General features: G+C 44.1%; 26 protein-coding genes, 5 tRNA genes, 1 other RNA gene and 1 riboswitch. Of the genes, 18 read left to right on the top strand and 14 right to left on the bottom strand.

What is annotated here, in order from left to right; genetic code table 11:
* Positions 1 to 172: 172 nt before the first annotated feature.
* Entirely contained in the window at positions 173 to 766 is a 594-nt protein-coding gene (locus AC1P5O_RS12570) for a TetR/AcrR family transcriptional regulator (protein ID WP_004645766.1), read from the bottom strand.
* A 135-nt stretch (positions 767 to 901) separates the two neighbouring features.
* Between AC1P5O_RS12570 and AC1P5O_RS12565 the strand changes: the two genes are divergently transcribed.
* Together AC1P5O_RS12565 and AC1P5O_RS12560 are read left to right on the top strand one after the other, a co-directional pair.
* Entirely contained in the window at positions 902 to 1,306 is a 405-nt protein-coding gene (locus AC1P5O_RS12565; RefSeq protein ID WP_004280579.1) for a RidA family protein, read from the top strand.
* Positions 1,307 to 1,407: 101 nt separating this feature from the next.
* Positions 1,408 to 2,034 carry a CatB-related O-acetyltransferase gene (locus AC1P5O_RS12560; RefSeq protein ID WP_004645767.1) on the top strand — a complete coding sequence of 209 codons (627 nt, stop codon included), beginning with the start codon at positions 1,408 to 1,410 and terminating at the stop codon, positions 2,032 to 2,034.
* On the opposite strand, the gene AC1P5O_RS12555 is transcribed toward AC1P5O_RS12560, so the two are convergent.
* The 5 genes from AC1P5O_RS12555 to coaD form a co-directional block, all read right to left on the bottom strand.
* Positions 2,031 to 3,458 carry a KAP family P-loop NTPase fold protein gene (locus AC1P5O_RS12555; RefSeq protein WP_138742616.1) on the bottom strand — a complete coding sequence of 476 codons (1,428 nt, stop codon included), beginning with the start codon at positions 3,456 to 3,458 and terminating at the stop codon, positions 2,031 to 2,033. The two genes, AC1P5O_RS12560 and AC1P5O_RS12555, sit on opposite strands and share 4 nt — an antisense overlap.
* Positions 3,459 to 3,558: 100 nt before the next feature.
* Positions 3,559 to 3,635, bottom strand: a tRNA-Met gene (locus AC1P5O_RS12550).
* A 72-nt stretch (positions 3,636 to 3,707) separates the two neighbouring features.
* Positions 3,708 to 4,085: RNase P RNA component class A (rnpB, locus tag AC1P5O_RS12545), an RNA gene on the bottom strand.
* 26 nt (positions 4,086 to 4,111) lie between these two features.
* Positions 4,112 to 4,375, bottom strand: a complete 264-nt coding sequence (locus AC1P5O_RS12540; RefSeq protein ID WP_004280584.1) for a YfhL family 4Fe-4S dicluster ferredoxin — start codon at positions 4,373 to 4,375, stop codon at positions 4,112 to 4,114.
* Position 4,376: 1 nt separating this feature from the next.
* Positions 4,377 to 4,868, bottom strand: a complete 492-nt coding sequence (gene coaD, locus AC1P5O_RS12535; RefSeq protein WP_004645770.1) for a pantetheine-phosphate adenylyltransferase — start codon at positions 4,866 to 4,868, stop codon at positions 4,377 to 4,379.
* Positions 4,869 to 5,007: 139 nt separating this feature from the next.
* Here coaD and smpB point away from each other — a divergent pair, with 139 nt between their 5' ends.
* Positions 5,008 to 5,487 (top strand): SsrA-binding protein SmpB, encoded by a 480-nt coding sequence (gene smpB / locus AC1P5O_RS12530; protein ID WP_004280586.1) that lies wholly within the window; start codon positions 5,008 to 5,010, stop codon positions 5,485 to 5,487.
* A gap of 55 nt (positions 5,488 to 5,542) precedes the next feature.
* On the opposite strand, the gene AC1P5O_RS12525 is transcribed toward smpB, so the two are convergent.
* The 3 genes from AC1P5O_RS12525 to rluD are packed head-to-tail and all read right to left on the bottom strand — an operon-like array spanning position 5,543 to position 7,972.
* On the bottom strand, positions 5,543 to 6,103 hold the full coding sequence (locus AC1P5O_RS12525; RefSeq protein WP_004645771.1) for a flavodoxin family protein: 561 nt from the start codon (positions 6,101 to 6,103) through the stop codon (positions 5,543 to 5,545).
* A 40-nt stretch (positions 6,104 to 6,143) separates the two neighbouring features.
* Positions 6,144 to 6,884, bottom strand: coding sequence for a peptidoglycan editing factor PgeF (gene pgeF, locus AC1P5O_RS12520; protein WP_004645772.1), 741 nt, complete (start codon positions 6,882 to 6,884; stop codon positions 6,144 to 6,146).
* 35 nt (positions 6,885 to 6,919) lie between these two features.
* Complete coding sequence (gene rluD, locus AC1P5O_RS12515; protein WP_004645774.1) at positions 6,920 to 7,972, bottom strand: 23S rRNA pseudouridine(1911/1915/1917) synthase RluD; 1,053 nt, start codon at positions 7,970 to 7,972, stop codon at positions 6,920 to 6,922.
* A gap of 71 nt (positions 7,973 to 8,043) precedes the next feature.
* Here rluD and AC1P5O_RS12510 point away from each other — a divergent pair, with 71 nt between their 5' ends.
* Positions 8,044 to 9,009, top strand: a complete 966-nt coding sequence (locus AC1P5O_RS12510) for an outer membrane protein assembly factor BamD (protein WP_004645775.1) — start codon at positions 8,044 to 8,046, stop codon at positions 9,007 to 9,009.
* Between the two features lie 225 nt (positions 9,010 to 9,234).
* Entirely contained in the window at positions 9,235 to 11,157 is a 1,923-nt protein-coding gene (locus AC1P5O_RS12505; protein ID WP_004645776.1) for a DNA primase, read from the top strand.
* A gap of 139 nt (positions 11,158 to 11,296) precedes the next feature.
* Here the strand turns inward: AC1P5O_RS12505 and hemA are convergent, their stop codons facing one another.
* On the bottom strand, positions 11,297 to 12,586 hold the full coding sequence (gene hemA / locus AC1P5O_RS12500; RefSeq protein WP_004645777.1) for a glutamyl-tRNA reductase: 1,290 nt from the start codon (positions 12,584 to 12,586) through the stop codon (positions 11,297 to 11,299).
* Between the two features lie 79 nt (positions 12,587 to 12,665).
* Here hemA and AC1P5O_RS12495 point away from each other — a divergent pair, with 79 nt between their 5' ends.
* The 11 genes from AC1P5O_RS12495 to panD all read left to right on the top strand — a co-directional run bounded on the left by AC1P5O_RS12495 (position 12,666) and on the right by panD (position 18,763).
* A complete protein-coding gene (locus tag AC1P5O_RS12495; protein ID WP_034605853.1) occupies positions 12,666 to 14,378 on the top strand; it encodes a tetratricopeptide repeat protein in 1,713 nt (570 codons plus the stop codon).
* Between the two features lie 7 nt (positions 14,379 to 14,385).
* A complete protein-coding gene (lolB, locus tag AC1P5O_RS12490) occupies positions 14,386 to 14,964 on the top strand; it encodes a lipoprotein insertase outer membrane protein LolB (RefSeq protein WP_004645779.1) in 579 nt (192 codons plus the stop codon).
* A gap of 18 nt (positions 14,965 to 14,982) precedes the next feature.
* Positions 14,983 to 15,813, top strand: a complete 831-nt coding sequence (gene ispE, locus AC1P5O_RS12485; protein ID WP_004645780.1) for a 4-(cytidine 5'-diphospho)-2-C-methyl-D-erythritol kinase — start codon at positions 14,983 to 14,985, stop codon at positions 15,811 to 15,813.
* A 2-nt stretch (positions 15,814 to 15,815) separates the two neighbouring features.
* Positions 15,816 to 15,890: transfer RNA gene (locus AC1P5O_RS12480), tRNA-Gln, on the top strand.
* A 26-nt stretch (positions 15,891 to 15,916) separates the two neighbouring features.
* Positions 15,917 to 15,991, top strand: a tRNA-Gln gene (locus AC1P5O_RS12475).
* A 20-nt stretch (positions 15,992 to 16,011) separates the two neighbouring features.
* Positions 16,012 to 16,086, top strand: a tRNA-Gln gene (locus AC1P5O_RS12470).
* A 92-nt stretch (positions 16,087 to 16,178) separates the two neighbouring features.
* Positions 16,179 to 16,253 (top strand) — tRNA-Gln (locus AC1P5O_RS12465).
* A 36-nt stretch (positions 16,254 to 16,289) separates the two neighbouring features.
* Positions 16,290 to 17,243, top strand: a complete 954-nt coding sequence (locus tag AC1P5O_RS12460) for a ribose-phosphate pyrophosphokinase (protein WP_004280601.1) — start codon at positions 16,290 to 16,292, stop codon at positions 17,241 to 17,243.
* Positions 17,244 to 17,341: 98 nt separating this feature from the next.
* Positions 17,342 to 17,638: a 50S ribosomal protein L25 gene (rplY, locus tag AC1P5O_RS12455; RefSeq protein WP_004645781.1), complete on the top strand. Its 297-nt coding sequence runs from the start codon at positions 17,342 to 17,344 to the stop codon at positions 17,636 to 17,638.
* 18 nt (positions 17,639 to 17,656) lie between these two features.
* On the top strand, positions 17,657 to 18,238 hold the full coding sequence (pth, locus tag AC1P5O_RS12450; protein WP_004280604.1) for an aminoacyl-tRNA hydrolase: 582 nt from the start codon (positions 17,657 to 17,659) through the stop codon (positions 18,236 to 18,238).
* A 144-nt stretch (positions 18,239 to 18,382) separates the two neighbouring features.
* Positions 18,383 to 18,763, top strand: a complete 381-nt coding sequence (gene panD / locus AC1P5O_RS12445) for an aspartate 1-decarboxylase (protein ID WP_004280606.1) — start codon at positions 18,383 to 18,385, stop codon at positions 18,761 to 18,763.
* 68 nt (positions 18,764 to 18,831) lie between these two features.
* On the opposite strand, the gene AC1P5O_RS12440 is transcribed toward panD, so the two are convergent.
* Together AC1P5O_RS12440 and AC1P5O_RS12435 are read right to left on the bottom strand one after the other, a co-directional pair.
* Entirely contained in the window at positions 18,832 to 19,401 is a 570-nt protein-coding gene (locus tag AC1P5O_RS12440) for a GDYXXLXY domain-containing protein (RefSeq protein WP_004731886.1), read from the bottom strand.
* On the bottom strand, positions 19,398 to 21,203 hold the full coding sequence (locus AC1P5O_RS12435; protein WP_138742615.1) for a DUF2157 domain-containing protein: 1,806 nt from the start codon (positions 21,201 to 21,203) through the stop codon (positions 19,398 to 19,400). The genes AC1P5O_RS12440 and AC1P5O_RS12435 overlap by 4 nt, the downstream gene beginning before the upstream one ends.
* 170 nt (positions 21,204 to 21,373) lie before the next feature.
* Positions 21,374 to 21,528: riboswitch (FMN riboswitch) on the top strand.
* A 106-nt stretch (positions 21,529 to 21,634) separates the two neighbouring features.
* On the opposite strand from AC1P5O_RS12435, the gene ribB reads away from it, so the two are divergent.
* A complete protein-coding gene (gene ribB / locus AC1P5O_RS12430; RefSeq protein ID WP_044108711.1) occupies positions 21,635 to 22,294 on the top strand; it encodes a 3,4-dihydroxy-2-butanone-4-phosphate synthase in 660 nt (219 codons plus the stop codon).
* A 65-nt stretch (positions 22,295 to 22,359) separates the two neighbouring features.
* On the opposite strand, the gene AC1P5O_RS12425 is transcribed toward ribB, so the two are convergent.
* Positions 22,360 to 22,971, bottom strand: coding sequence for a LysE family translocator (locus AC1P5O_RS12425; protein ID WP_086044566.1), 612 nt, complete (start codon positions 22,969 to 22,971; stop codon positions 22,360 to 22,362).
* Between the two features lie 44 nt (positions 22,972 to 23,015).
* On the bottom strand, positions 23,016 to 23,543 hold the full coding sequence (locus tag AC1P5O_RS12420) for a DUF1289 domain-containing protein (RefSeq protein ID WP_171476900.1): 528 nt from the start codon (positions 23,541 to 23,543) through the stop codon (positions 23,016 to 23,018).
* Between the two features lie 151 nt (positions 23,544 to 23,694).
* On the opposite strand from AC1P5O_RS12420, the gene trhO reads away from it, so the two are divergent.
* Positions 23,695 to 24,627, top strand: coding sequence for an oxygen-dependent tRNA uridine(34) hydroxylase TrhO (gene trhO / locus AC1P5O_RS12415; RefSeq protein ID WP_138742614.1), 933 nt, complete (start codon positions 23,695 to 23,697; stop codon positions 24,625 to 24,627).
* Positions 24,628 to 24,795 lie beyond the last annotated feature (168 nt).

Here is a 24,795-nt window from a genome sequence, read left to right as displayed (position 1 = left end):
GTGAAGGCAAAGAATGTTGAAGGGTGCAATCTAAATTTTCAGATAAAGTCATAAAAAAAATGAGCGTATTGGCATACACTCATTTTTACTACATTTTTCTAATGTCTGCTTAACTGACTGGCATTACCTCGATTGAGGGGTTTTTTACCTTTATCCGCTTCCTACAAACGGATTAACTCTGTGCTTCTTTTAAAAACCCCGATGCAAATAAATTAAATGCATATAAGGCCTCAGTGAGTACCTGCTCAGGATGTTCGCTAGAAGCCACCCAGAGTGCTGCATTCATTGCAGCACCATTTAAAAATACCGCAGCAGCTTCCGGATCAACTGTTTTAATTCGATCTGCTACCAATAATTGCTCAACACATTCACGCGTGGACTGCAAACATCTGTTTTGACTTGGCCAATGTGCAGGATCACCCAGCACAGCCGGTCCATCACGCAACACAATGCGTTGGAATTCCGGATTTAAGGCATTTTGAATATAGGTCCGCCCTTCTAGCATCAAACCATCCCAAAGATCATCAGGCTGCTCCAGATGCTGCTGGGCAGATGAAGCCATTTCCGAATCGATTTGATCAACTACCGCAGCAAATAAGCCTTTTTTATCACCAAAATGATGATACAGCGCACCACGGGTCAATCCTGCTTCTGCCGTGAGCTTATCCATTGAAGTGCCAGCATAGCCATATGCTGCAAATGCACGGCGTGCCACTTCAATTAATTTCTTGCGGGTTTCCGCCATCTTTTGTTCACGAACAGACATGAATACTTTACCTCATCATCATAAAAATTTTAATTGACATACGGACCGTATGTCAATTATGTTTACATACGAAGCGTATGTGAGAGTCAAGTTGCTTTCACTCACTGATAAATTAGATATTGAATGAGAATAGACATGACTAGAACTGCGATATTTCCCCAAGACCGCCATGCCCTCTATGAACAGCATGGTTATTCTGCTGCGATCAAATCGGAAGACTTACTTTTTGTTTCTGGTCAGGTCGGTAGCCGTGAAGATGGTTCTCCTGAACCAGATTTCGAGAAACAGGTAGAACAGGCTTTTAAAAACTTAGCTGCAACTTTGGCAGCGGCTGGTTGTACTTTCGATGATATTGTTGATGTCACCACATTTCACACTGACCCAGAGCAGCAATTTGAAAGCATCATGAAAGTTAAAAATCAGGTGTTTACGCAAAAGCCTTATCCTAATTGGACAGCTGTAGGTGTCACGTGGTTAGCAGGTTTTGATTTTGAAATTAAGGTGATTGCTCGTATTCCTCCAGCATCGACCACAGCTTAATCATTGTTTTATGCGTGCGCGAATGTCTTTTAGATATTATTCAGCAAGTTTAAACCCCGATTAGGTATAATTTCTTATTCACTATTTTTTGTATCTCCCTTATGTCCGAAAAGTTAATTAATTCGCCTGTAAACCACTGGTGTGAATTCGAATTCATCTCCAAAACTGTGAAGAATCCGAATATTCATATCAAGGGGAATTATTCTTACTATTCGGCCTATTGGGATCAGGGCTTTGAGCGTTGTGTGGTGCGTTATTTACATGACAAGCCGGCCACGCCCGAGAAGCCGATTGACCAGCTCCATATCGGTAATTTTGTCTGTTTTGGCGCAGAATGCGTGATTATGATGGGTGGCAACCAATTACACCGTACGGACTGGATTTCAGCGTTTCCGTTCGATACACGCAGTTTTGTGCCTGCGGGTGATACCGTGATTGGCGATGGTTGTTGGATTGGCTCGCGCGCCATGATTATGCAAGGCGTAACACTGGGTGAAGGCGCTGTGGTGGCAACCGGTGCTGTCGTCACCAAAGATGTACCGCCTTATGCAGTCGTTGGTGGTGTTCCTGCCAAAATTATTAAATATCGCTTTCCCAAGGAAGATATAGAAAAACTGCTTTCACTTAAGCTCTATGACTTAGATGAAAAGCAGTTTTTAAAAATGCGTGAGCAGTTGCAGACGGATGATATAGGAAGCTTATTATCTTACTTTAAGGATAAGAATTAAATGCCACGTTTGATATAATTTTCCCAATCTGATGAAAAATTACATGAGTTTGTATATTCTGAAATAGCAAATTTTACTAACCCTCCTCTCAAATATTGTTCTTTTGTAGATTTATCTTGTGAGCGAGCTGAGTCATGAAAAGCAGCGATCATCGTGTTTAATAAAGGATTACTGATCAAAAATTCTTTTTGCATAATTATTCTATACCATTCACTATTTGTTATTTCATCATAATTACCATTCCAGGTTGAAATCCCATGTTTTCGTGCAAATTGGTATACATCACCCCTTGAGCTTTTGATTAAGTTTTGAGAAACCTCTTCTACAAAGGATTTAAAATTATTTGCTGAAATTGAACCAAATAGGAAAGTTATTAATACCAAGTTTTTATGATCAGTATCTGCTCTTAATAATGCATATTGATTAATCTTTTTTATTAATTCTCGACTATTCATTTTTACATGTAACTGTAAATAAAGTGCCCAATAATACAATTCACTAAATTCATCTATAGACTTTAATTCACCTATTTTAAATAGCTGATCTCTTATAATAAGTTCAAAATTCTCACTTTCTTTTGCCTGCTTTAAATGGATTGTAAAGTCAACAAATTTATCTAAATATGCCTCTCCTAAAGTTTCATCATAACCATAGTTATGACATACGACTTTTGAAAATTGAACCTTATCCATTACTAAAACAAAAACAATATTCTTGATATCAAAAAAATGTTTAATTCGCTCAATTAATCGAATTGAAAAATCAGGACGACACCGGTCTAATTCATCAATGATAAAAACTAAAGGCTTATCTAATTTTTCTACAGTCTCAGCTAAATGCTTTTTGAACTCTATTAAAGTTTTCTTTTCAGCTTCATGAGTAGCTATCTTTTCTTGAATACTTTCTTTGATTCTCTCACTTGCTTCATCAGATAATGTATCAATCTCATCTTTGGCATTTTCATAGCTTTGCTGAAGTGCTCTACTTAAAAAACCTGCTCCAACCAAGTGTAATCCTAGAGTCAAAGCAATTTTAGGTAAAGATGGCAATAAAGCAGTTCCTACAGATGCAGACAATTCAATCAATTTTTTAACTTTTCTTTTCGTTCTTTTATCCTGATTTAAAATATTCGTAATTTCAGAACTAATAACTAAAAAAGGATCATCTAAATAATCATTCGCAAAAGCATCCAAATAAATAACATTATGGTCTGTATCACTTAAGTATTTAGCCCAATGACGAACAAACCACGTTTTTCCTTCTCCCCAACGTGCATCCAATGCTAAAACAGCACCACATTGTAAACGATCAACATATCCTGTTAATTGTTCCCCTAAACTTTTACGATCCCATAAATCCCCCTCCCAAGCTTCTTTAATATTTTCAAAATTATCTTTTTGCCAATTTATTTGATCTATAGTCATTTTATTAAATTTCATTCGTTTACAATTCATTCATTATAGTCATTTTAATTTTTACAGCCATAAAAAAACCCACTCAATCGGAGTGGGTTTTTTCAGAATATGGTGGCTATGACGAGACTTGAACTTGTGACCCCCGCATTATGAGTGCGGTGCTCTAACCAACTGAGCTACATAGCCTTAAACTGTGCGCGCATTATGGGATTTTATGTAAATCACGTCAACCCCATATTGTGCTGTTTGATCAAAATTTGTTGAAGTGAGCCGATAAGCCGGGTTCTGTCGTGAACGATCATTCCTCTAGGCGCACAATCACTCATGCGCTCAAGCGACCTACCCGAATCCAGCATGGGCCATGCCTAATGGATTCCTATTTGGTCTTGCTTCCGGTGGGGTTTACCTCGCCATGAACTGTTACCAGCCATGCGGTGCGCTCTTACCGCACCCTTTCACCCTTACCTCCGATTCCGATTGCTCGAAACCATAATGAAGGCGGTCTTCTCTCTGCTGCACTTGCCGTCGGTTTACACCGCCCAGGCGTTACCTGGCACCTTGCCCTATGAAGCCCGGACTTTCCTCCCCTGCTTCAATCACGGAGATCTCCACAGCAGCGATCGTCTGGCTCACTTCGAGCGGCATAGTATCAAATATCGAGACTAATTGCTTGATGTTTTTTGAGCAGTCAGTTTTTCGTACTTGGCTTGCAGCTGTTCCTGCGTTTCGACATGATTCGGATCCAGTGGAATACAATCTACCGGACAGAACAATTGACACTGCGGTTGATCATGATGTCCGACGCACTCTGTACACAAATCTGGATGAATCTCATAAATGAGTTCACCCATATAGATTGCCTCATTCGGGCATACAGGTTCACAGACATCACAATTAATGCATTCATCGGTGATATATAAAGACACGCTACCAACCTTGTTGAAGTTTACGCTCGAAGGCATCGACCACGTTTGGTGGCACAAACTTGGTCACATCACCTCTTAATCGAGCAATTTCACGCACCAAAGTGGATGAAATAAAAGAATATTGCTCTGAAGGGGTTAAAAATACCGCTTCAAAGTGGGAGTCCAGCTGACGGTTCATATTGGCCAGCTGAAATTCGTACTCAAAATCAGACACTGCACGCAAACCACGCAATACAGCAGTCGCCTTTTGCTCACGGAAAAAATTGACCAGCAAACCGTCAAAACCTACAAATTCAACATTGTCCAAATGACTCAATGACTCTTTTGCCAATGCGACACGCTCTTCCAGACTAAATACCGGATTTTTATGATGACCGATGGCAATCGCTACCACAACTTCATCAAACATTCGCGCTGCGCGGGTTACCAAATCAATATGTCCATTGGTAATTGGATCAAAAGTCCCCGGATAAATCACACGAGTTTTAGACATCCATTTGTACTCTGTTTGTTATGTAGAATCTTATTTTAGCAAAAACTTGTTTTTTTGGTGAATAATCCTCATTAATTTAAAAAACTTCACCTTATTTCTAGTTGCGGTACAATAGCAGCACGTTTGGAAGTATCAGATTATGGCGAAAGCATCTATTGTAGTAAAAAAAAATAATGGCGGTACCATTGCACTGAATAAACGTGCCCGCCACGATTATTTTATTGAAGAGAAATTTGAAGCGGGGCTTTCATTAAAAGGCTGGGAAGTCAAATCAATGCGCGCTGGTCGCATGACCATTGTAGAAAGTTATATTACCTTTAAAAATGGTGAAGCGTTCTTGTTTGGTGCACAGGTTCAGCCCTTGTTAAGTGCTTCGACCCATGTGGTGCCTGAAGCAACCCGTACCCGCAAACTGTTGCTGAATCGCCGTGAAATTGAAAAGTTGATGGGTGCGATTAACCAGAAAGGTTATTCCTGCGTTCCACTGGCCTGCTACTGGAAAGGTCCACATGCCAAGCTGGAAATTGCTCTGGTCAAAGGTAAGCAGCTTCATGACAAACGTGCCACCGAAAAAGACCGTGACTGGCAACGTGATAAAGCGCGAATTTTCCATAAATAATGGATTAAAAGTTGAATATAAAAAAACCTCCGCATTTGGAGGTTTTTTTATGGTTTTAAGTATGGCTATTTAAACGCGCTAGAGTCAAAGCAATATATTCACCAAACCAGAACGCAGTTTTTAAATCGCCTTCAGGTGGGGTCACTTCTACCGGTGCGTTATCTGACTGGGTCATTAAACCCAAAAAGCTCGACATCCGGTTCAGATCCGTGACGGCACGTCCTGTCGGCATTAATGGCAATCCACTCCACAACATCCCGTGCTGCATGGCAAACAGGTTGATTTGCTGCAGGACCGCCAGCTTGTCACCACTAAGTCCGCCACCATTGGTAAAAGCCGCTGCCAGTTTTCCCTGCCAGCTACGTGCCAGCCAGCGCTTAGAGGATTGCTCCATAAACAGCTTCATGGCAGAGGTCAGGCTACCCATATAGGTCGGACAACCAAAGATAATTGCATCGGCGGCGTCTAGTACATCCCAGTCTATATGTTCGACATTCATCATATGCACCTGAACACCGGTTTCCCGTGCACCATCGGCAATAAAATTTGCCACTTTAGCCGTGTGTCCATAAGGACTGTGATAAACAATCGCAACAGATTTGGAAGATAGGGACATAACGCTCAAAAGCCAAAAAATTCAGTTAAGTTTAACATTTTCATGCCATAAACACGAATGTCGCCATACGCCCTGTTTTTGGTTCACGGCGATAAGAAAAATATTCCTCTGGCTGGCGATAAGAACACTGATCCCCGCCCAATACGGTATTTATGCCGTGTTGCTGCAAGATATAACGCGCAATCGCATACAGGTCGGCATAATATTTACCTGCCTGTACACCGGGCTGAAATGCACTGTCCAGTTCAGGATATTTACTACAAAAAGCAGCTTTTACTTCAGCGCCAATTTCAAAACATGGCTGACTAATGGCCGCCCCGAGCCAGGCCCAGGTCGGCGGAGTTTGCATGGCTGCGATGGTATTTTCGATAATACCTCCTGCGAGTCCCCGCCAACCGGCATGCAGATTGGCAACTTCTGTGCCATCAGCATTTCCCAGTACTACAGGCAAGCAATCTGCAGTCATCATCATTAAAGCATGTGCCTTGCTCTGCGTCACCAGACCATCTCCGACCAGTGCGGTAAATGGCATCTGCTCATTAATGCTATGACAGATGGTGCTATGCGTCTGGGTCATCCAGGTAATTTTATCTACGCCAAACGCAGCGAAATCCTGCAATAAAGCCATACGATGCTGTTGTACCCGTTGCGCATCATCCTGCACATGCAAGGCCAGATTAAAACCTGCAAGCTCAGGCTGTGCTGATGGCTGTACTTTCGCATGGTGAACGCGAGTCTGGCCCACATACACACCTTGTGGAAGTCCTGGTACAAATTGCATCTCGTTTCCTTACGCTGACATTGACTGAGTTAAAATTAATAAGCTTTGTTTTCGGTACGCAGCACTTCCACCAGATTGGCAAAGTCTTCCGGCCACGGCGCTTCAAAGGTCATTTCCTCTTTGGTACGCGGATGGGTCAGACCGAGTTGCACGGCATGCAAGGCCTGACGCTTAAAGCCACGTAAAGTGTCATCTAGTAATTGCGATGCACCTGCTGGCATACGGACACGCGGCATATACACCTGATCACCAACCAAGCCAAAGCCGATATAGCTAAAATGCACACGAATCTGATGAGTACGTCCAGTTTCCAGACGAGCTTGAACACGGGTGAAGTGCTGGAAACGCTCTTTGACGTTGTAATGCGTCACCGCGTCTTTACCGCCCGGAAGTACAGTCATTTTCACACGATCTACCGGATGACGTTTGATGGGTTCATCAATGGTACCGCCAGCAATAATATTGCCGTAAACCACCAGATCATACAGGCGATATACTGATTTTTTCTCAAGCTGTTTGCTGAGAGAAAACTGTGCTTCCAGATTTTTGGCAACGACCAGCAGACCACTGGTGTCTTTATCGATACGATGTACCAGACCTGCACGCGCCAGTTCAGCCGATTTCGGATAGTGATGCAATAAAGCATTCACCAAGGTGCCAGAACTATTGCCAGCGCCCGGATGTACCACCATACCGACTGGTTTGTTGATGACCATAATGTCATCATCTTCATAGATGATATCCAGTGGAATGTCTTCCGGCAGACTGCGCGTTTGCGCTTCAAGCTCAACATTTAAAGTCAGGGTTTCAAAACCATCACTTTTAAATTTCGGCTTAACTGGTTGACCATTCACCAATAAATTGCCATCTTTAATCCATTGCTTTAATTTTTCTCGAGAAAAATCGCTCCAGACCATTGCGGCAATCTGGTCGATCCGTTGCCCGATATAAGTTTCATCCAGTTGAAATTGCAACGATAAACGTGTTGCAGTTGCTTCTGAAGTATGGTTATCTGCATCCTCAGAATCTTCAAGTAAATTGAAATCAGTATCAGGGATATTAGAATTGGAAGATTGTGCTTGACTCATTTGCTCATTCAGACAAAAGTGGTTTAATAGTGCAATTGTAGCTCATTGCCCGTATTAACAGAGGAATTTTTATGTCGCTACCACATTATAAAATGACAATGCTTGCTGTGACATTAGGCATTGCATCGGCAATGGTAGGCTGTAGCAGTAATCCAAAAAAAGAAGTCGTGGATAAAGGTCCGGAATCTAGCGAACAGGTTTATATTCAAAAAGCACAGAAAGCGCTAGATCGTAATCAATATACCGATGCAGCAAAACAGTTGGAAGCGCTGGAAACTTATTTCCCGACCAGTCAGTATGCCCCGCAAGCGCAACTGGAACTGTTGTATGTGAAATTCCAGCAAAAAGATTATGAAGGTGCGGTCGCACTGGCAGAGCGTTTTATCCGTCTGAACCCGCAACATCCAAATGTCGACTATGCCTACTATGTACGCGGTGTCTCAAATATGGAACAGAACTATAACGGCCTGCTGCGTTATACCTCGCTGAAACAGTCGCATCGTGATGTCAGCTACCTGAAAGTGGCTTACCAGAATTTTGTTGATTTCATTCGCCGCTATCCATCTAGCACTTATGCAGTGGATGCAGCACAGCGTATGCAGTTTATCGGTCAGGAACTGGCTGAGCATGAAATGAACGCAGCACGTTTCAACATCAAGCGTAAGGCTTATCTGGCAGCAGTTGAACGTGGCTTGTGGGTGATTGAACATTATCCTCAAACTCCGCAGATTCCAGAAGCACTGGCAACGGTTGCTTATGGCTATGCTCAGCTAGGTGATAAAGCGACTTCTCAGCAATATGTGGATGTATTAAAGCTGAATTATCCGAATCTGGTGAAATCAGATGGGACGGTGAATCTGCGTGCAGCGCGTAGTGAAGGCAGCTTCTTTAACCGCGCGACACTGGGTATTTTTGGTAAAGAAGCCAAGACTGTAACCGACACCGATGCACAGTCTGATGCGCCAGAAAATGAAAAGCGCAGCATCACCAATCGCATTTCATTTGGTTTGCTGGATCGTCCTAAAACGGCTGAATAAAGCTAAAGAAGGCCGGCAGCATCAGCAAATAAGACAGCGCTTTACAGGTGCATTTTCCTCAAGGGCAAGGTATCATACTTGCCCTTTTGCGTTGTCTTGCCCAGGCTTGAACAAAACGTGCAAAAGGTATACAAAGGAACTTGAAATATTCAATGTCCAACTAGACTATTTTCATTTTTTCAGTGATTTAGACCTTAGATTCCAGCACGAGAAGCTCAGCAGACCATGGCCATTCCTCAACATACGATTGATCAGATTCTCGATCGCACCGATATTGTCGATGTGATTGGTCAATTCGTAAAACTGAAAAAAACAGGCCGTACCTATTCAGGCTGCTGCCCTTTTCATCAGGAAAAATCACCGTCTTTCCACGTCTATCGTGACAAACAGTATTTTCACTGTTTTGGCTGTCAAGCCAACGGTAATGCCATCCGTTTTTTAATGGACATTGGCAGCCGTAATTTTGTCGAAGTGATGAAAGACCTGTCCAGCCAGACGGGCATCGAACTGCCTAAAGACAATACTGATTCCAATAAATTAAAATATAAACGTGAAGCAGCCAAACCCAAAATCGTGCCTGCTCAAACTGCACCACAAACTCAGCCGCAACAGAATAACGCTCCAACAGAAAATAATAATGCTGCATCTACGGCGAGTTTCGATCCATTTGCAGAGTTTCAGACAGTCGAACAGGATTTTTATGGTGACCCTTTTGCTTCTTTTGAACACCTACCGATGGCGGAAGTTCAGCAAGACGGTAACCTCTACGACCTGCTAGAAAATATCGCGCAGTTCTATGAGCGCCAACTCCCAAATAGCCCGAGTGCCCAGCAATACTTCAAGCAGCGTGGTCTGACTGCAGAGACCATTGCCTATTGGCGCTTAGGCTATGCGCCTGAAGACTGGCAACATCTGGAAAAAGCCTTTCCTCAGGATATTGAGGGCTTAAAACTTTTAGGTCTGATTCGCACCAGCGACAGTGGCCGTGATTTTGACCTGCTGCGTGAACGAGTCATTTTCCCGATCCGTGATACCAAGGGCCGTGTGGTCGGCTTTGGCGGCCGTGCCCTGAATGACGAGATCAAGCCGAAATACATCAACTCGCCAGATTCTGAAGTCTTCCATAAAAACCAGTTGCTGTACGGCCTCTATGAGGGCCGCAAACAGAAAGCCCAAGAATGGCTGATGGTCGAAGGCTATATGGATGTGATTGCGCTTCAGCAATATGGCATTCATGGCGCAGTGGCGACTTTAGGCACAGCGAGTAATACCGACCACCTGAATATTCTGTTCAAGCAGAGCAACCGGCTGACCATTGCCTTTGATGGGGATGCTGCCGGTCAAAAAGCAGCGCGCCGTACCTTGGACATTGCCCTGCCCCTGCTGAATGATGGCCGAGAGCTGAAGTTCTTTGTTTTGCCCGCTGACCATGACCCAGATTCATTGATCCGCCGTGAAGGGATAGAAAACTTCAGACGCTTGCTGGATCAGGCACCGTTGATGTCGGACTTCGTGTTTGCCCATCTGACCCAAAATCAGGATATCACCACCCCAGAAGGCAAGAGTCAGGTTATGGGTGAACTAAAAAATCTGACCGAATTACTGCCCAAACACGGCTCCTTCCGTTATCTGCTGCAGCAATTTTTCCGCGAAAAACTGGGCTTTAATCGTAAATGGCAACCTAAGGTCAATACAGATGCATCTTTAAGCTTTAGTACAAAAATTGATGCTGAAGAATATGTGATTGCGATCTTGATGAATCATCCTTATCTGTATATTCATTTTGAACCACTGCGCGCGCTAGTAGCGGAAGATCAGTTGCTGTTTAAGATTTTGAATATTCTGAATGTGATTTTTGATGACTTGCCGGATGATCCTGAACTGTCGATCTATTATGTGCTCGGTGCCTGCGCAGCCCATCATCATGAACTGCAGCATATTCTGCAGCATGCCAATGTCAGCGATTACACCTCATCGCCGGAACAGGCCGATAAGCTCGCGGCTGATTTTTCCACCAAGCTGCAATATCAGTGTTTAAAAAACAAGATTAAATCCAAGAAATTTAACAGTATTGCAGAAATGAAAAACCTGAAAATGCAGATTTATGAGATTGACCGCAAACGTTCCATGACATTGTTAGAAGACTGATTTTTCAAATTATTGATTCTTTTAAATCAAAGGAGGTCGGTGTTAGCTTACAGTATTATTTACACACTTTTCAAATCATCTAGCTGGGTTGTATGCTGACATATATATCAAAAAACAGCCCATAACCCGATCATACTAATTAAACTGAATGCCTGGATTTACGACGCTTCGCGACTACATTGCCCAGTTCTTCCTGTAACAGCTCAAAATAGGTAGGATCTTCCGCTTTGGCCGCCTCACGCAGCACAATAGAAGTTGGATGCAACAGTTTTTGGGTTAAACGATGTGAAAACTCGGCCAGTACCGTTTCCGCCTTTTCGCCCTTGGCAATACGCTGCATTGCCAGTGACAATTCTTCCTGACGTAATGTTTCCCCGTGGTCACGATAGGCATGAATGGTCGCCCCGGCCTGTTTGACCTTTTGCTGGGTCATCAGTTCTGTAGCCAGCTGATTGACCATGATCTCAGCCTCAACAGCCGCTTGACGGCGCTGTGCCAGATTTTCCTCAATCACGCTTTGCAGGTCATCGACCCCATACAGATAAACCCCGTCCAGGCTTTCTACTTTGGCATCAATATCGCGTGGCACTGCCAGATCGACCAGCAGCATCTGCTGGTAACGGCGTTTCTTTAATGCTGCCTTGATATCAGGATAGTGAATCACCTGATGCAAACTGCCGGTACAACTGGAAATGACATCGGCACGATGCAGATTTTCTGCAAGCTGATCAAAATCTATAATTTCGACTTCAACTCGATGTGCAATTTCCTGTGCCAGAATATCCGCACGCTCGCGGGTACGGTTACAGATAATAATCTTGCCCACCCCCATCTCTGCGAGGTGTTTGGCCACCAGACTGTTCATCTCCCCGGCTGCTACCACCATAATGGTCAGCTTGTCCGGATGACTAAATACTTGCAGAGCAAGTTGTGCCACCGCATAGCCCATCGAGACTGCATGACTGCCGACAGCCGTTTCCGAACGCACACGTTTAGCGGCATAAAAAGCATATTCAAAAATGCGGTTCAGGTTTTGCGAAACGGTATGAGAGTCTTTGGCCAGAGAAAGTGCGGTTTTGACCTGTCCCAGAATTTGTGGTTCACCTAGCATCAGTGAATCCAGACCACTGGCAACACGCATCAGATGCGTCACTGCCTGGGCATTTTCATAACGATAGACATGATGTTGCAGTTGTTTGACATCCACCCCATTTTTCTGGGCGAGCCAGTTCAGCACCATGTCAGCATTGTCAGACATGGCGTAAACTTCGGTCCGGTTACATGTAGACACCACCACCATGTCGTTCAGTTCAGGGTGTTGGCTTTGCTCGGCAAGAATGGCACTTAACTTTTCAGGGTTAAAAGCCACTTGTTCGCGCAGTTCTACAGAGGCAGTTTGATGGTTGACACCCAATGCAAAGAAAGACATATCAGGTCATCATTTCACTAAATTTATGCTATTGTGCAACATCGGTGTCATAAAAAGCATTACTTGGATCAATAAAAAATTGCGTCAAACAATTAGCCGTATCAACGGCCCTACAATTAAGCAATATTCTACCACATTCCTACTGGTGGGTAGCATGGCTTCGACTGCGCATCTCTATGCAGCGGAAGCAGTTTACCATGCAAATCAAAATTATGATGCGATAAAACAAAGTATGATGGCTGAGTTTGCCATCGCTGCACATGACATTCCGACTGCTTTGCACAACTATACGGTGCTGGCGATCAAGAGCAATTCCACTTCAGTCAAGCAGCGTGCACTGAATGTCGCGCTGGAACATGATGACCTACAGGCAGCACTAGATATCTCCACGCACTGGGTGGTACAAGAGCCACAAGACGTCCCTGCTTTATTTTATTTATCACATATTGCCCTTAAAGCGCATGAATATGAGCTGGCTGCTGAGACCTTAGAAAAAATCCTGCAAATTGATGACAGTGCCGATCTGGAAGAAATTCTCGCCGGAATTTCACCGGAAGGCACAGAGGATCGTACTTATCTGATTCAGGCCTTAAGCACCACTAAAGCCAAGGACAATCCATCTATTCTGGTGCTAGTGGCCGGTCTGGAAGCACAAAATGGTCAGCTTGAACAGGCTTTAAATACAGTTAACCGCGCCTTAAAAAAACGTCCGAATGCGACCGGCTATATCCTGATGAAGGCCAATCTGCTCAATGCACTCGGCGATACTCAGGCGACACTGCAATGGTATGAAAAATCCAGCGGTAAACACCGTAATAATCTGGATGTACGTCTGGCAGAAGTCAAATATCTGGTCAAGCTGAACGAAGCGACTTTGGCTCTGAAAAAACTGCAAGACATTCTAAAAAAATGGCCGACTGCTGAAGAAGCCCTGTTCATTGCCGGACTGACCAGTATTGACTTGGAAGAATACGAGAAAGCCGAAAAATATCTGGTCGAACTGCGTTATTCTGCGCAATATCAAAACGAAGCCTATTATTACTTGGCGGTGAATGCAGAACGCAAACAGCATTATGAAACGGCGAAAGCTTATTATCGTCTGGTCGATGGCAGTCTTTACACCGTCTCACGTCGCAACATGATCTCGATTTTCGCCCAGCAGGATAAGCTGCATGATGCGCTGCGTTTCTTAACCCAGGAAAGGGTGAATTATCCACAACATGCCAGCTTCCTCTATCTAGCTCAGGCGGATATTTTGACGCGCATGCAGAATAAAAAAGCTGCGATTCGCCTGTTGGAAGAAGCCAGCAAAAACCTGCCGGATGACCCTGAACTGGTCTATTCGCAAGTTCTGTTGCTGGATCCCCATCAGGATCGCGTCAAGCTGGATGAACTACTCAGCACTTTACTTAAAATTGAACCGAACAGTCCGACCTATCTGAATGCCTATGCCTATACCCTGGCGATGCAAAACCGTCGCCTCGAAGAAGCACGCCGCTATGTCGAACAGGCACTAGAATATGCACCAGAACAGGCATCGATTCTGGATACCTATGGTTATATCTGTTATTTACAGAATGACTTCACCACAGCTGCGGATGTGTTATACAAAGCCTATCAATTGAATCCGAATGTGAAGATTGGCGTGCGTTATGCCCGTTCCTTGTACATGAAAGGTGATCTACAACAATTCCACCAAGTGTTACAACAATTACAACAAAACCATCCAAATGACCCAGAATTGAAACAACTTAATTCGCTATTGTTAGCACCACAAACCAAAACGAGTTAATTAATTTATGCGCAATTTGAGCCAATTGGGCTGCTGTGCCTTTGCAGCCACTGCTTTATTTTTAACTGGCTGTCAGCAGATGATCAAGCCTCAAGCGCCTGCCACCCCGTCTGTACAGGCAGAGAATCAATTTCAGCTGCAAGGTAAAATTGGCGTTCGTACCCCTCAACAGACTGGCAGCGCATTCTTTACCTGGGTACAACAGCAGGAAGAATTCGATATTGAGCTCAGCGGTATCTTAGGCGTCGGTAAAACCCAGATTTCTGGCACACCGGGACAAGTGACCTTAAACAGCGCAAAAACCGGTGTGATTCAGGCAGCCAGTGCCGAAGAATTACTGCAACGTGCAACCGGCTGGCAAGCGCCGATCAGTTATTTAGTCGATTGGGTACAAGCCCGCCCTGCTACCACGACTGCCAAATTACAAAAAGACGATACACAGCGAATTAACCAGATTATCGAACAGGGCTGGACGGTCGATCTCAATTATAATGCGCAGGCCAAAATGCCAAACCGTTTGATTTTAAAGCAGTCACTTGGAAATGGTGCAGAAAACCGTATTACAATGATCATTGAAAACCGTTAATTGACCTGATTCCAGCCCATGATGATTCGTGTTCCCTCGCCTGCTAAACTGAATTTGTTTTTACATATCACCGGTCGCCGTGAAAATGGCTATCATGAGCTGCAAAGTATTTTTCAGCTGATTGACCTATATGACTGGCTGGAGTTTGAACAAAGTGCTGATGATGCGATTCAGATAGAAGGTCTGGCCTCAGTGGATCTGCAACAGAATTTAATCTATCGGGCGATACAGTTGTTGAAGCCCTATGCTAAGACGCTCTCTGGACTAAAAATTCGTCTGGAAAAAAATATCCCGATGGGTGCAGGTCTCGGTGGCGGCTCTTCCAATGCCGCGACGACCCTGGTTGTGCTGAACCAACTCTGGCAGTGCGGTTTAAATATTGAACAACTGGCAGAACTCGGGGTCAAGCTAGGCGCAGATGTGCCAATATTTGTGCATGGCAAAAATGCCTGGGCCGAAGGCATTGGCGAACACTTAACATTCATAGACTTAGATCAAAAAAAATTCATTGTGTTAAAACCTGATTGTTTTATCAGCACTCAACTGCTTTTTTCGCAAAAAGCATTGACAAGAGACACGAAGAGCTCTAAATTTTGCGCCTATCAGGAAACGCCATCTGATTTTGGAAATAACTTTGAGCCACTGGCAAGAAGCTTATATCCTGAAGTCGATGAAGCAATGCAATATCTCGACCAGTTCGGAAAAGCAAAGCTTACAGGTACAGGTGCTTGTGTGTTTATTGAAGTCACTGAAAATCTGAATATCGAAGATATTCTTGCAAATGCACCATGTAAAGCTTACTTGGTCAACAGTTTACAAGAATCACCTTTAGTTCAGTTTAAAGTGTAAATAGGGGTATCGCCAAGTGGTAAGGCACCGGGTTTTGATCTCGGCATCCGTTGGTTCGAATCCAGCTACCCCTGCCATTCTTCACCTGTAGATGTACTGTATTAGGGGTATCGCCAAGTGGTAAGGCACCGGGTTTTGATCTCGGCATCCGTTGGTTCGAATCCAGCTACCCCTGCCATCTTACAGTTCATCAAATTTAGGGGCGTCGCCAAGTGGTAAGGCACCGGGTTTTGATCTCGGCATCCGTTGGTTCGAATCCAGCCGCCCCTGCCATTTTCTCGAAAAAAGACAGAGCACTCATTTGCTGTAAGACTGTTAATTTACCTTGACACTTTACCGCAAAAATATTAAAGTTCTGCCGCATTAGGGGTATCGCCAAGTGGTAAGGCACCGGGTTTTGATCTCGGCATCCGTTGGTTCGAATCCAGCTACCCCTGCCATCTATTCCCATATATCCCAACCGCCAAGGGTGCTTCATGCCCAATCTTGTCGTTTTTAGTGGATCTGCGCATCCACAATTCGCTCAAAAAGTCGTAAGTCACTTACATATTCCTCTAGGCGCTGCCTCTGTAGGTCAGTTCTCTGACGGTGAAATTGCTGTCGAGATTACTGAAAACGTTCGTGGTAAAGACGTATTTATCGTACAACCTACTTGTGCCCCAACTAACGATAACCTGATGGAAATCTTAGTAATGGCTGATGCTTTGCGTCGTGCAAGTGCAGGTCGTATTACTGCCGTGATTCCTTATTTTGGTTATGCTCGTCAAGACCGTCGTCCACGTTCAGCACGTGTTCCAATTACTGCAAAAGTTGTAGCAGACATGCTCACTACTGTAGGCGTTGACCGTGTTGTGATGATCGACTTGCACGCTGACCAGATCCAAGGCTTCTTCGATATCCCTGTAGACAACATCTACGGTACACCAGCGCTACTTGCTGACTTGCGTCAACAGTCGCATCACAACCTGATGGTGGTTTCACCTGACGTAGGTGGTGTAGTGCGTGCACGTGCTGTTGCGAAACAAATGGGCGATATCGATCTTGCAATCATCGATAAGCGTCGTCAAAAAGCGAATGAATCACAAGTGATGCATTTGATTGGCGATGTAAAAGATCGTGATTGTGTCATCGTTGATGACATGGTAGATACTGCTGGTACGTTATGCAAAGCTGCTGATGCATTGAAAACTTTCGGTGCTCGCAAGGTTGTTGCGTATGCAACGCATCCAGTACTTTCTGGTAAAGCGATTGAAAACTTAAAGAATTCTGTGATTGATGAACTGGTTGTGACTGATACCATTCCTCTTTCTGATGAAGCTTTAGCTCTGGGCAAGATTCGCCAGGTTTCAGTAGCCAGCATGGTTGCCGAAACGATTCGTCGTATTAACAACGAAGAATCTATTAGCGCAATGTTCGATTCTTATCTATAATAGAGCGCTGAATTTTCAAAGCCCTGCCATTTGGTAGGGCTTTTACTCACTAGACTGGTCGCAAGTCTGGTTCATTTAACTTAAATAGGATGTCTATCATGGCAAACTTCGTATTAAACGCAGCAGCACGTGAAGAAGCAGTTCAAGGGAAAGGTGCGAGCCGCCGCCTTCGTCTTCAAGCTAAAGTTCCTGCAATCATCTACGGTGGTGAAGCTGCTCCTGTAGCAATTACTGTTGAGCTTCGTCAGCTTGTTAAATTCTTAGAAAACAATTCATTCTTTGAAGAAGTTATCGAAATTGATGTAGACGGTAAAGTTGAAAGCGTGAAAATCCAAGCGTTACAACGTCACCCAGCTAAAAACACACCAATGCACGCTGACTTCAAACGCGCATAAGTGTTAATGGTGTAATTAGTGTCAAATATTTCACTGATTGTTGGTTTGGGTAACCCAGGTTCTGAGTATGCCCAAACCCGCCATAATGCAGGCTTCTGGTTCGTAGAACGCCTTGCAGAGCAATATGGCATTACCCTCAAAAAAGACCCAAAATTCAACGGATTTAGCGGTCGTGGCAATATCGAAGGTCAAGACGTCCGTCTTCTTCTACCGACAACCTTTATGAACCTTTCCGGTAAAAGTGTTGTTCCTTTCGCCAAATTCTACAATATTGCACCTGAATCGATCCTGATTGCCCATGATGAACTGGATATGAATCCTGGTGTCATTCGCCTGAAAACTGGCGGTGGTCACGGTGGTCATAATGGTCTACGCGATATCGTGCCGCATATTGGTTCAAACTTCCATCGCTTGCGTATTGGAATCGGCCACCCTGGTGCCAAAGACCGTGTTTCCGGTCATGTGCTCAGTAAAGCACCTAGCAGCGAACAGAATTTAATGGATGATGCAATTTCCCATGCGCTCGCCCGCACAAAAATGCTGGTGAACGGTGAAGTACAGCAAGCCATGAATCAAATCAACGCATATAAGCCGAACTAAACATTCAAAAATTGCTGGACAATTCCGCTTGCCAGAAAGTTTATTTAAGCGCAAAATGCGTTTGCTCGATTGTTCACCATACAGCAAGCAAGATTGATTTAACCAAATGATCAAACTCTTAGGTCAACTCAGGGGACGCTAGCCATGCTATCTCGTTTATTAAAATGCAAAATTCACCGCGCTCACGTTACACATGCAGAACTACACTATGAAGGTTCATGTGCAATTGATGGCGTTTTGATGGATTTGGCTGGCATTCGTGAATACGAAGAAATTCATGTGTGGAACGTGACCAATGGTAAACGTTTTGCAACTTATGCAATTCGTGGCGAAGACAATTCAGGCATCATTTCAGTCAATGGTGGCGCTGCGCATCAAGCCGATGTAGGCGATATCGTGATTATTGCAACCTTTGGCGATTTCACTGAAGCTGAAGCGAATGCCCATCAGCCTCGCTTGGTTTATGCTAACCCAAATAATACAGTCAGCCACACCGCCAACTGTATTCCGGTACAAGTCGCATAATCTGATCAGACCAGATACCCAAAAGCTCGCACATTGCGGGCTTTTTTAATACCCGAATATTGACCTATTTAACTGCCCTCTCGCCAGCTTTTAGAGCTTTCACAGTTTAAGGGTTTTAATTGTTGATCCAGCAAATCAAATAACAAGGCCTTGCCATTTTCCTTCACTTTCAGCTCTGCAAATTTGGCGTTACGATAACAAGGCTCCAGACCCTCGGGGAACATGAAACTGTTAGCAGCAGGATACAAAGCCTCAAAAGTATTGCGTGGGTTTTTCAGCATTAATCGGGCTACACGTTCCGATTGATTGAGTGCACTTCGATCAAAACTGGTTTTAATAACTCTGCGCTGCTGCTCCAGCTGCACATAACTCATTACATGTGATTGATTTTTAAAATCTTCAATCTTTATGTCAGAAACAGGCTGTTCGGAACCATTCCCCGCTGCCACTGCGCTAAAATGCAGATCATAGTTCAGTACCATATAATCCCCTTGCAGGATCGAACGCGGATCGACTGGTGCCAACTCGACAAAGATACTGTCGCTTTTGGCCAGATGCCATTCATGCTGGACAATTAAACCTACGAATAAAGCAATACTAAAAATACTAAGATGCAGTGCCATAAACTTTTTCATCATGAGACCACTCCTGCTTTCAGCTGGAACTTCGGTGAACTCAACACATAAGCCAAAAGCAACACCAGCACACCTGAGGCAAAAATACTGACACTTTTAAATAAAAAACTTAGTCCCAGATTGTAATACAGCAGCCATAACCAGAAGATCAGCAGCAAAATGCTCAAGGCTTGCATCAATCGTTGTTGATTCACCATTGCCCAAGCCATAAACACCAGAATGATAAAAATTTCAAAGTAACCCAATACAATTAGCAGAATTCCCACTGCTGGAATGAGCCAGAGTTGAATCCATGAAAATTGCTTCAGATGAATCCCGACAAAACTCAGCAGCCATATCGCTGGCAAAATATAGAAAACAATTGCTTCATCTATACCATGTGGCTGCAATTGCTGAGCCACACCAAATTGCAGCAGGCATTGAAAAATGGCTGTTGCCGCCAAGACACTGATCATCCATAAATTCACGCTTTTGGCATAAGCTGAAGCGAGCCAGTATCTCGCAGTAATCAAAGTCACAGTCAGAATGCTGTAATTCAGCAGCCTGATCCACGTCAGCAGGCGCTGATCCTGAAAAAATGCATGTTGCTCGGCCAGAACTGCAATTCCCAGTATATGTGCAAGTAACAACTGCAACAGCACCACCAGCCAATGCATACGACTCATGATAGTCAACAGCGTAATGCCGACTTGTATCAGCCAAATCAGCAATAGGTTCTCTGTGAGTAATTGAGTATGAATCAATACCGCGGCCTGACCGCACACCCACAGACAATAAGCCAATTGCCGCAGAAAAACTGAGGGCTTGCTACGAATCAACCACCAGGCGACTGCGATAAAAATGATTCCCATCAGAATCGAAAAACTTTCCCAATAAGTCAGCAACAGCATGGCCAAGATCACACCAGCAATCCATGCACCCAGAGCCAGTGGAATGACCGAAAACCGGCTCTTGGGCAACAGCTTGATCAGCAGACCTGTAATAGCTGCAAACCAGCTGAATATCAGCAAAGCCAATACCAATAAGCCGGCGGCTGAATCCTGTAAATATTGCTCAGTGAGATCAAAAATCAGAATACTAAAACTCAGTGCCAGTCCTGCAATCAGTAAGCTGGTTTCAAGCTGTTGCTTTCGGGTATAGAAATAAGCACTGAATAAAATAGGCAGAACCAGCACCGAAGCCAAATACCAGATCGAATCCGAGTCGACAAACCGGAACATACTCACTACCGAAATGAGCACCACGACGGCGATAAACAGATAGCGCAAAACCGGATAATAACGTAAGGCATAGATCATACTTAGCCCAGTCAAAAGATTCAGACTGAGCAGATAAAGAGTTTCAGCACGCACTAACCAAAAGCTTTGTTTAAAATAAAAATACAGCACCAGCTGGCTGACCACACAAAATAATGCAAAGATCCCAATATTCGGACGATACAGCCAAGGCAGCAACAGCAAAGCCCAAAGCAGAAATAACTGATAACTGTCAGCACCAGTCTGATAAATCTGCCCAATCATTGCCAGACTTAAGCCCAGCATTAGACCCGATACAGTATCCAGACTCTGTCTCACCCATTCCTGCTGGTCGAAGTAAATACTTGCTGTTGCACTACAGAGTAAAATCAGCATCGGGATTGCCAGCTGAACCGGATCCGGCAGCATCCACCAGTTCGCTGCCATTAAATACAGCAAACTGACCGTGATGAGTGCCAAGCCCAAGATTTTTAAATAACGTAGTACTTCTACATTGCAGAACAGCAAGGGCGAAAATTGATTATTTCGGATCAGCTCAGTTTTATGCATTGTTAGAATGATTGAAGGATTTCTAATCTTCCTCACACCATAGCATGTTTCCAGTATTTTGCTAAAAACCTGGGTAATTCAGATTATCTGTTTTGTTTATCTAAAATTCTGCAAATTACTTTCCATTTCAACCATCCCATCTTTTTAAAATCAGGACTATAATGTTCTTACATCGCTTCAGGGCGGGGTGTGATTCCCCACCGGTGGTAATTTCAGCTTTTTATAATTAGGCTTGAATTAGCCCACGAGCGGTCAATTTCGATTGATCTGCAGATCTGGTGCAAATCCAGAGCCGACGGTATAGTCCGGATGAAAGAAGACGAAAGCAGCACCAAGGCTGTATGCCGTGCATACACCTGTTTTTGCTATAAGCCTATTTTCACTCAGTCCTGAAATGTTCAATCATATTTTTAGTTTAGGTGAGCATTTCAATGTCAAGTTTGATTCAACCCGAAATTTTCTTTTCTGCTTTAGCCCCTGCTGAACAACGTATCCTTCAGGCACTCGAAGATCTCCGCCAAGGCAAACCTGTCTTGGTCATGGATGATTTTGACCGTGAAAATGAAGCCGATCTGATTGTGGCAGCTGAAACTTTAACTATAGAAACCATGGCGCGTATGATTCGTGATGGTTCCGGCATCGTTTGCTTATGTCTGACTGATGAGCTGGCAAACCATTTAGAGTTACCACCAATGGTACAAGATAACTCTAGCCAGTTTAAAACTGCCTTTACTGTAAGTATTGAAGCAGTAGAGGGTGTAACAACCGGTGTTTCTGCCAAAGACCGCACGACTACAATTAAAACAGCGATTAAAGACGGCGCAGTTGCCAGTGATCTGAATCGTCCTGGTCATGTATTCCCATTACGCGCCCGTGAAGGTGGTGTCTTAACCCGGCGTGGTCATACTGAAGGTACTATTGACCTTGCGCGTCTGGCTGGTTTAAAACCTGCCGGCGTGTTGTGTGAACTGACTAATCCGGATGGCAGCATGGCTTCTGGTATTCAAGTTCTCTCGTATGCACAGACGCATCAACTGAGCCTAATTACCATTGATGAACTGGTACAGTACCGCCAGCAACACAATATATAAGTCTATTTAAAAAGAAAATCCCGGCATTTGGTCCGGGATTTTTTGTGTCGTATATATTGATTGAATTAACTGAAGATGGAATAAATCCCATACAGTGCAACCATTAACAAGATCAAGCCACATAGCCCAAGTAAATGCGGATAAAGCTGAGACCGAGATAATCGCTGAAAACCCAGATACACCAGTGACAGGGTGAGAAAATCCAGAACAATCCAGCTAATTGTCAGAATCACCAAGCTTAAATCGAGGTTTGGGCTAATGCCTATAAATTGCGGAAAAAAGGCGGCAAAGAAAATAATATCCTTGGGATTAGAAATACCTACCAGAAAACCGGTACGAAAGCCACCCTGTACGGGCTGCAGGTTTTGTGGTCCAGTTGATCCCTGCCCTTGCCAGACTTCCCTGAAAATCTGAATTCCCAGCCAGGCAATATACAAACAGCCAAGTAGCTTAATGCCATTCAGCCAATTTTCGTTAACAACCAGAAGACCTTTTAGACTGAGAATGGATAAACCAATCAGAACCAGTGAGGCAAAGTTAGTCCCGAAAATAGTCTGCAAGGCATGCTTATAGCCGCCTTTGAGCCCAGCACTAGCGACCAGTAACATTACTGGTCCGGGCGTCGCGATCATGATTACTACGGCCAGACAATACAGCAGATATTCGGTAATATTCACCCCATTCCTCCTTGTCTAATATAGTCAGCATAAAAAAAGAGGACCTACTCGTCCTCTTCTTCCATCTGAAGCAGATGCTGACTGATGCCATCTGCCCGCAGAAAAGCCAGATCATAACTGGCGGTAGCCAAGGCCAAGATCCGGCGCTCAAACTCGTCCCAGAGCGGACGCACCTGCTTATAATGGATGCCTAAACCACTATCGTCGGTAAAATGCCGATTTTTTTCACAGAGCTTTAAAGCATGATACAGCTTGCGCCCTTTAGAAGCATCATCACGCAAGCGCACCCGTTTCGACAGCACAAAGGCCTGCACTTTGACAAGATCGGCATGCGGTAACAATGGCACCAGAATCTGATCCAGCTGTGCATCCAGTCGCTGCCACACAGCTCGATGCTGCTCAGCACTATACGTATTCCAGTGAATCACTTCATGATTAAAACGGCGACAACCACGACATACCGCATCACCAAATACGGTCGAGCAACGCCCTGCACATGGGGTTAAAGACGCAATACGACGATCTGAACTCAAAACACACTCCAAAGATACTGCAACTTTCAGTATCTGCATCACTGCACAAAATCCTGGGCCGGGCATGACTATACACGCTCTCTCCCATGAATTGAAGCCTGTTAAAAGACTTGCGTTTTACTCGCTTATTCACTCGAATCAAGCTAAAATATGCGCCTTTCAAATTATCATGCTACGTTGGAGTATTTCCATGAACGCTACTGTAGAACAGCTTGCACCTGTAGAACAGCAAGCGACGACTGGTTGGGTTGTTGCCGCACTTTATCAATTCAAAGAAGTTCAAGATCCTGCCGATCTTCAGCAACGTCTTCTGGACCTGGTAAAATCCATCAACCTTTGCGGTACTCTAATTGTGGCAGGTGAAGGCATTAACGGTACGGTTGCAGGCGACCGTGCATCGATTGATCAAATTCACCAGTTCCTTCTGAATGAAGGTTTTAACGAAATGGAATACAAAGAATCTGACAGTTCTGAAAAACCATTCCGTAAAATGAAAATTAAATTAAAAAAAGAAATCGTGACTTTAGGCGTGGAAGTGAAACCGCGTGATTTAGTCGGTCACTATCTTGATTCAAAAGAATGGAACGAACTGATTGCACGTGATGACGTGATTCTGGTTGATACCCGTAACGATTACGAATACAAAGCAGGTACGTTCAAAGGCGCGATTGATCCGAAAACTGAAAGCTTCCGCGAATTCCCTGAATACGTGAAAAATAATCTGGAACAGCACAAAGACAAGAAAATTGCCATGTTCTGTACAGGTGGTATTCGTTGTGAAAAATCAACCTCTTTACTTCTTCAAGAAGGCTTCACTGAAGTTTATCACCTGAAAGGCGGTATTTTGAAATACCTGGAAGAAACCCCGGCTGAAGAAAGCATGTGGGAAGGTGAATGCTTCGTGTTTGATGGTCGTACTGCCGTAACGCACGGTGTTGAAGAAGGCCAAAATACCAAGTGTCATGCGTGTGGCTGGCCTTTACTTCCAGAAGAAGTTGCCCTCCCAAGTTATGAACATGGTGTCTCTTGTGTGTACTGTATTGACAAAACCTCGGAGAAACAAAAAGAAGGTTTCCGTATGCGTCAATCACAAATTTTAGCAGCAAAACGCAAACGCCTCTAATTTGGCCTTTTGTAATGAAATATATAAAAACCCTCTTCGGAGTAATGCCAGTCAGTTAAGAAATTGACTGGCATTTTCTTGGGTATTTCTGTGGTTTTCCTTTCACAACTCGTGGGCAACTTCTAACCCTCCTCTCAGGCAACACATACCTCTTAGATTTCTCCAGTA

It is taken from the genome of Prolinoborus fasciculus (genome assembly GCF_056724605.1).
Note: the sequence above shows the minus strand (reverse complement) of the source record. Positions and strands in the feature narration are given on the sequence as shown.

What these genes read in the sequence shown, in the direction of transcription:
- smpB (WP_004280586.1), top strand. Translation starts at nt 5,008, where the DNA reads ATGGCGAAAGCATCTATTGTAGTAAAAAAAAATAATGGCGGTACCATT.
- AC1P5O_RS12440 (WP_004731886.1), bottom strand. Translation starts at nt 19,401, where the DNA reads ATGATGAAAAAGTTTATGGCACTGCATCTTAGTATTTTTAGTATTGCT.
- AC1P5O_RS12510 (WP_004645775.1), top strand. Translation starts at nt 8,044, where the DNA reads ATGTCGCTACCACATTATAAAATGACAATGCTTGCTGTGACATTAGGC.
- AC1P5O_RS12570 (WP_004645766.1), bottom strand. Translation starts at nt 766, where the DNA reads ATGTCTGTTCGTGAACAAAAGATGGCGGAAACCCGCAAGAAATTAATT.
- ribB (WP_044108711.1), top strand. Translation starts at nt 21,635, where the DNA reads ATGTCAAGTTTGATTCAACCCGAAATTTTCTTTTCTGCTTTAGCCCCT.
- AC1P5O_RS12560 (WP_004645767.1), top strand. Translation starts at nt 1,408, where the DNA reads ATGTCCGAAAAGTTAATTAATTCGCCTGTAAACCACTGGTGTGAATTC.
- coaD (WP_004645770.1), bottom strand. Translation starts at nt 4,868, where the DNA reads ATGTCTAAAACTCGTGTGATTTATCCGGGGACTTTTGATCCAATTACC.
- trhO (WP_138742614.1), top strand. Translation starts at nt 23,695, where the DNA reads ATGAACGCTACTGTAGAACAGCTTGCACCTGTAGAACAGCAAGCGACG.
- AC1P5O_RS12565 (WP_004280579.1), top strand. Translation starts at nt 902, where the DNA reads ATGACTAGAACTGCGATATTTCCCCAAGACCGCCATGCCCTCTATGAA.
- AC1P5O_RS12420 (WP_171476900.1), bottom strand. Translation starts at nt 23,543, where the DNA reads ATGCAGATACTGAAAGTTGCAGTATCTTTGGAGTGTGTTTTGAGTTCA.
- rluD (WP_004645774.1), bottom strand. Translation starts at nt 7,972, where the DNA reads ATGAGTCAAGCACAATCTTCCAATTCTAATATCCCTGATACTGATTTC.
- ispE (WP_004645780.1), top strand. Translation starts at nt 14,983, where the DNA reads ATGATGATTCGTGTTCCCTCGCCTGCTAAACTGAATTTGTTTTTACAT.
- AC1P5O_RS12555 (WP_138742616.1), bottom strand. Translation starts at nt 3,458, where the DNA reads ATGACTATAGATCAAATAAATTGGCAAAAAGATAATTTTGAAAATATT.
- lolB (WP_004645779.1), top strand. Translation starts at nt 14,386, where the DNA reads ATGCGCAATTTGAGCCAATTGGGCTGCTGTGCCTTTGCAGCCACTGCT.
- pgeF (WP_004645772.1), bottom strand. Translation starts at nt 6,884, where the DNA reads ATGCAATTTGTACCAGGACTTCCACAAGGTGTGTATGTGGGCCAGACT.
- AC1P5O_RS12505 (WP_004645776.1), top strand. Translation starts at nt 9,235, where the DNA reads ATGGCCATTCCTCAACATACGATTGATCAGATTCTCGATCGCACCGAT.
- AC1P5O_RS12460 (WP_004280601.1), top strand. Translation starts at nt 16,290, where the DNA reads ATGCCCAATCTTGTCGTTTTTAGTGGATCTGCGCATCCACAATTCGCT.
- AC1P5O_RS12525 (WP_004645771.1), bottom strand. Translation starts at nt 6,103, where the DNA reads ATGTCCCTATCTTCCAAATCTGTTGCGATTGTTTATCACAGTCCTTAT.
- hemA (WP_004645777.1), bottom strand. Translation starts at nt 12,586, where the DNA reads ATGTCTTTCTTTGCATTGGGTGTCAACCATCAAACTGCCTCTGTAGAA.
- rplY (WP_004645781.1), top strand. Translation starts at nt 17,342, where the DNA reads ATGGCAAACTTCGTATTAAACGCAGCAGCACGTGAAGAAGCAGTTCAA.
- AC1P5O_RS12435 (WP_138742615.1), bottom strand. Translation starts at nt 21,203, where the DNA reads ATGCATAAAACTGAGCTGATCCGAAATAATCAATTTTCGCCCTTGCTG.
- panD (WP_004280606.1), top strand. Translation starts at nt 18,383, where the DNA reads ATGCTATCTCGTTTATTAAAATGCAAAATTCACCGCGCTCACGTTACA.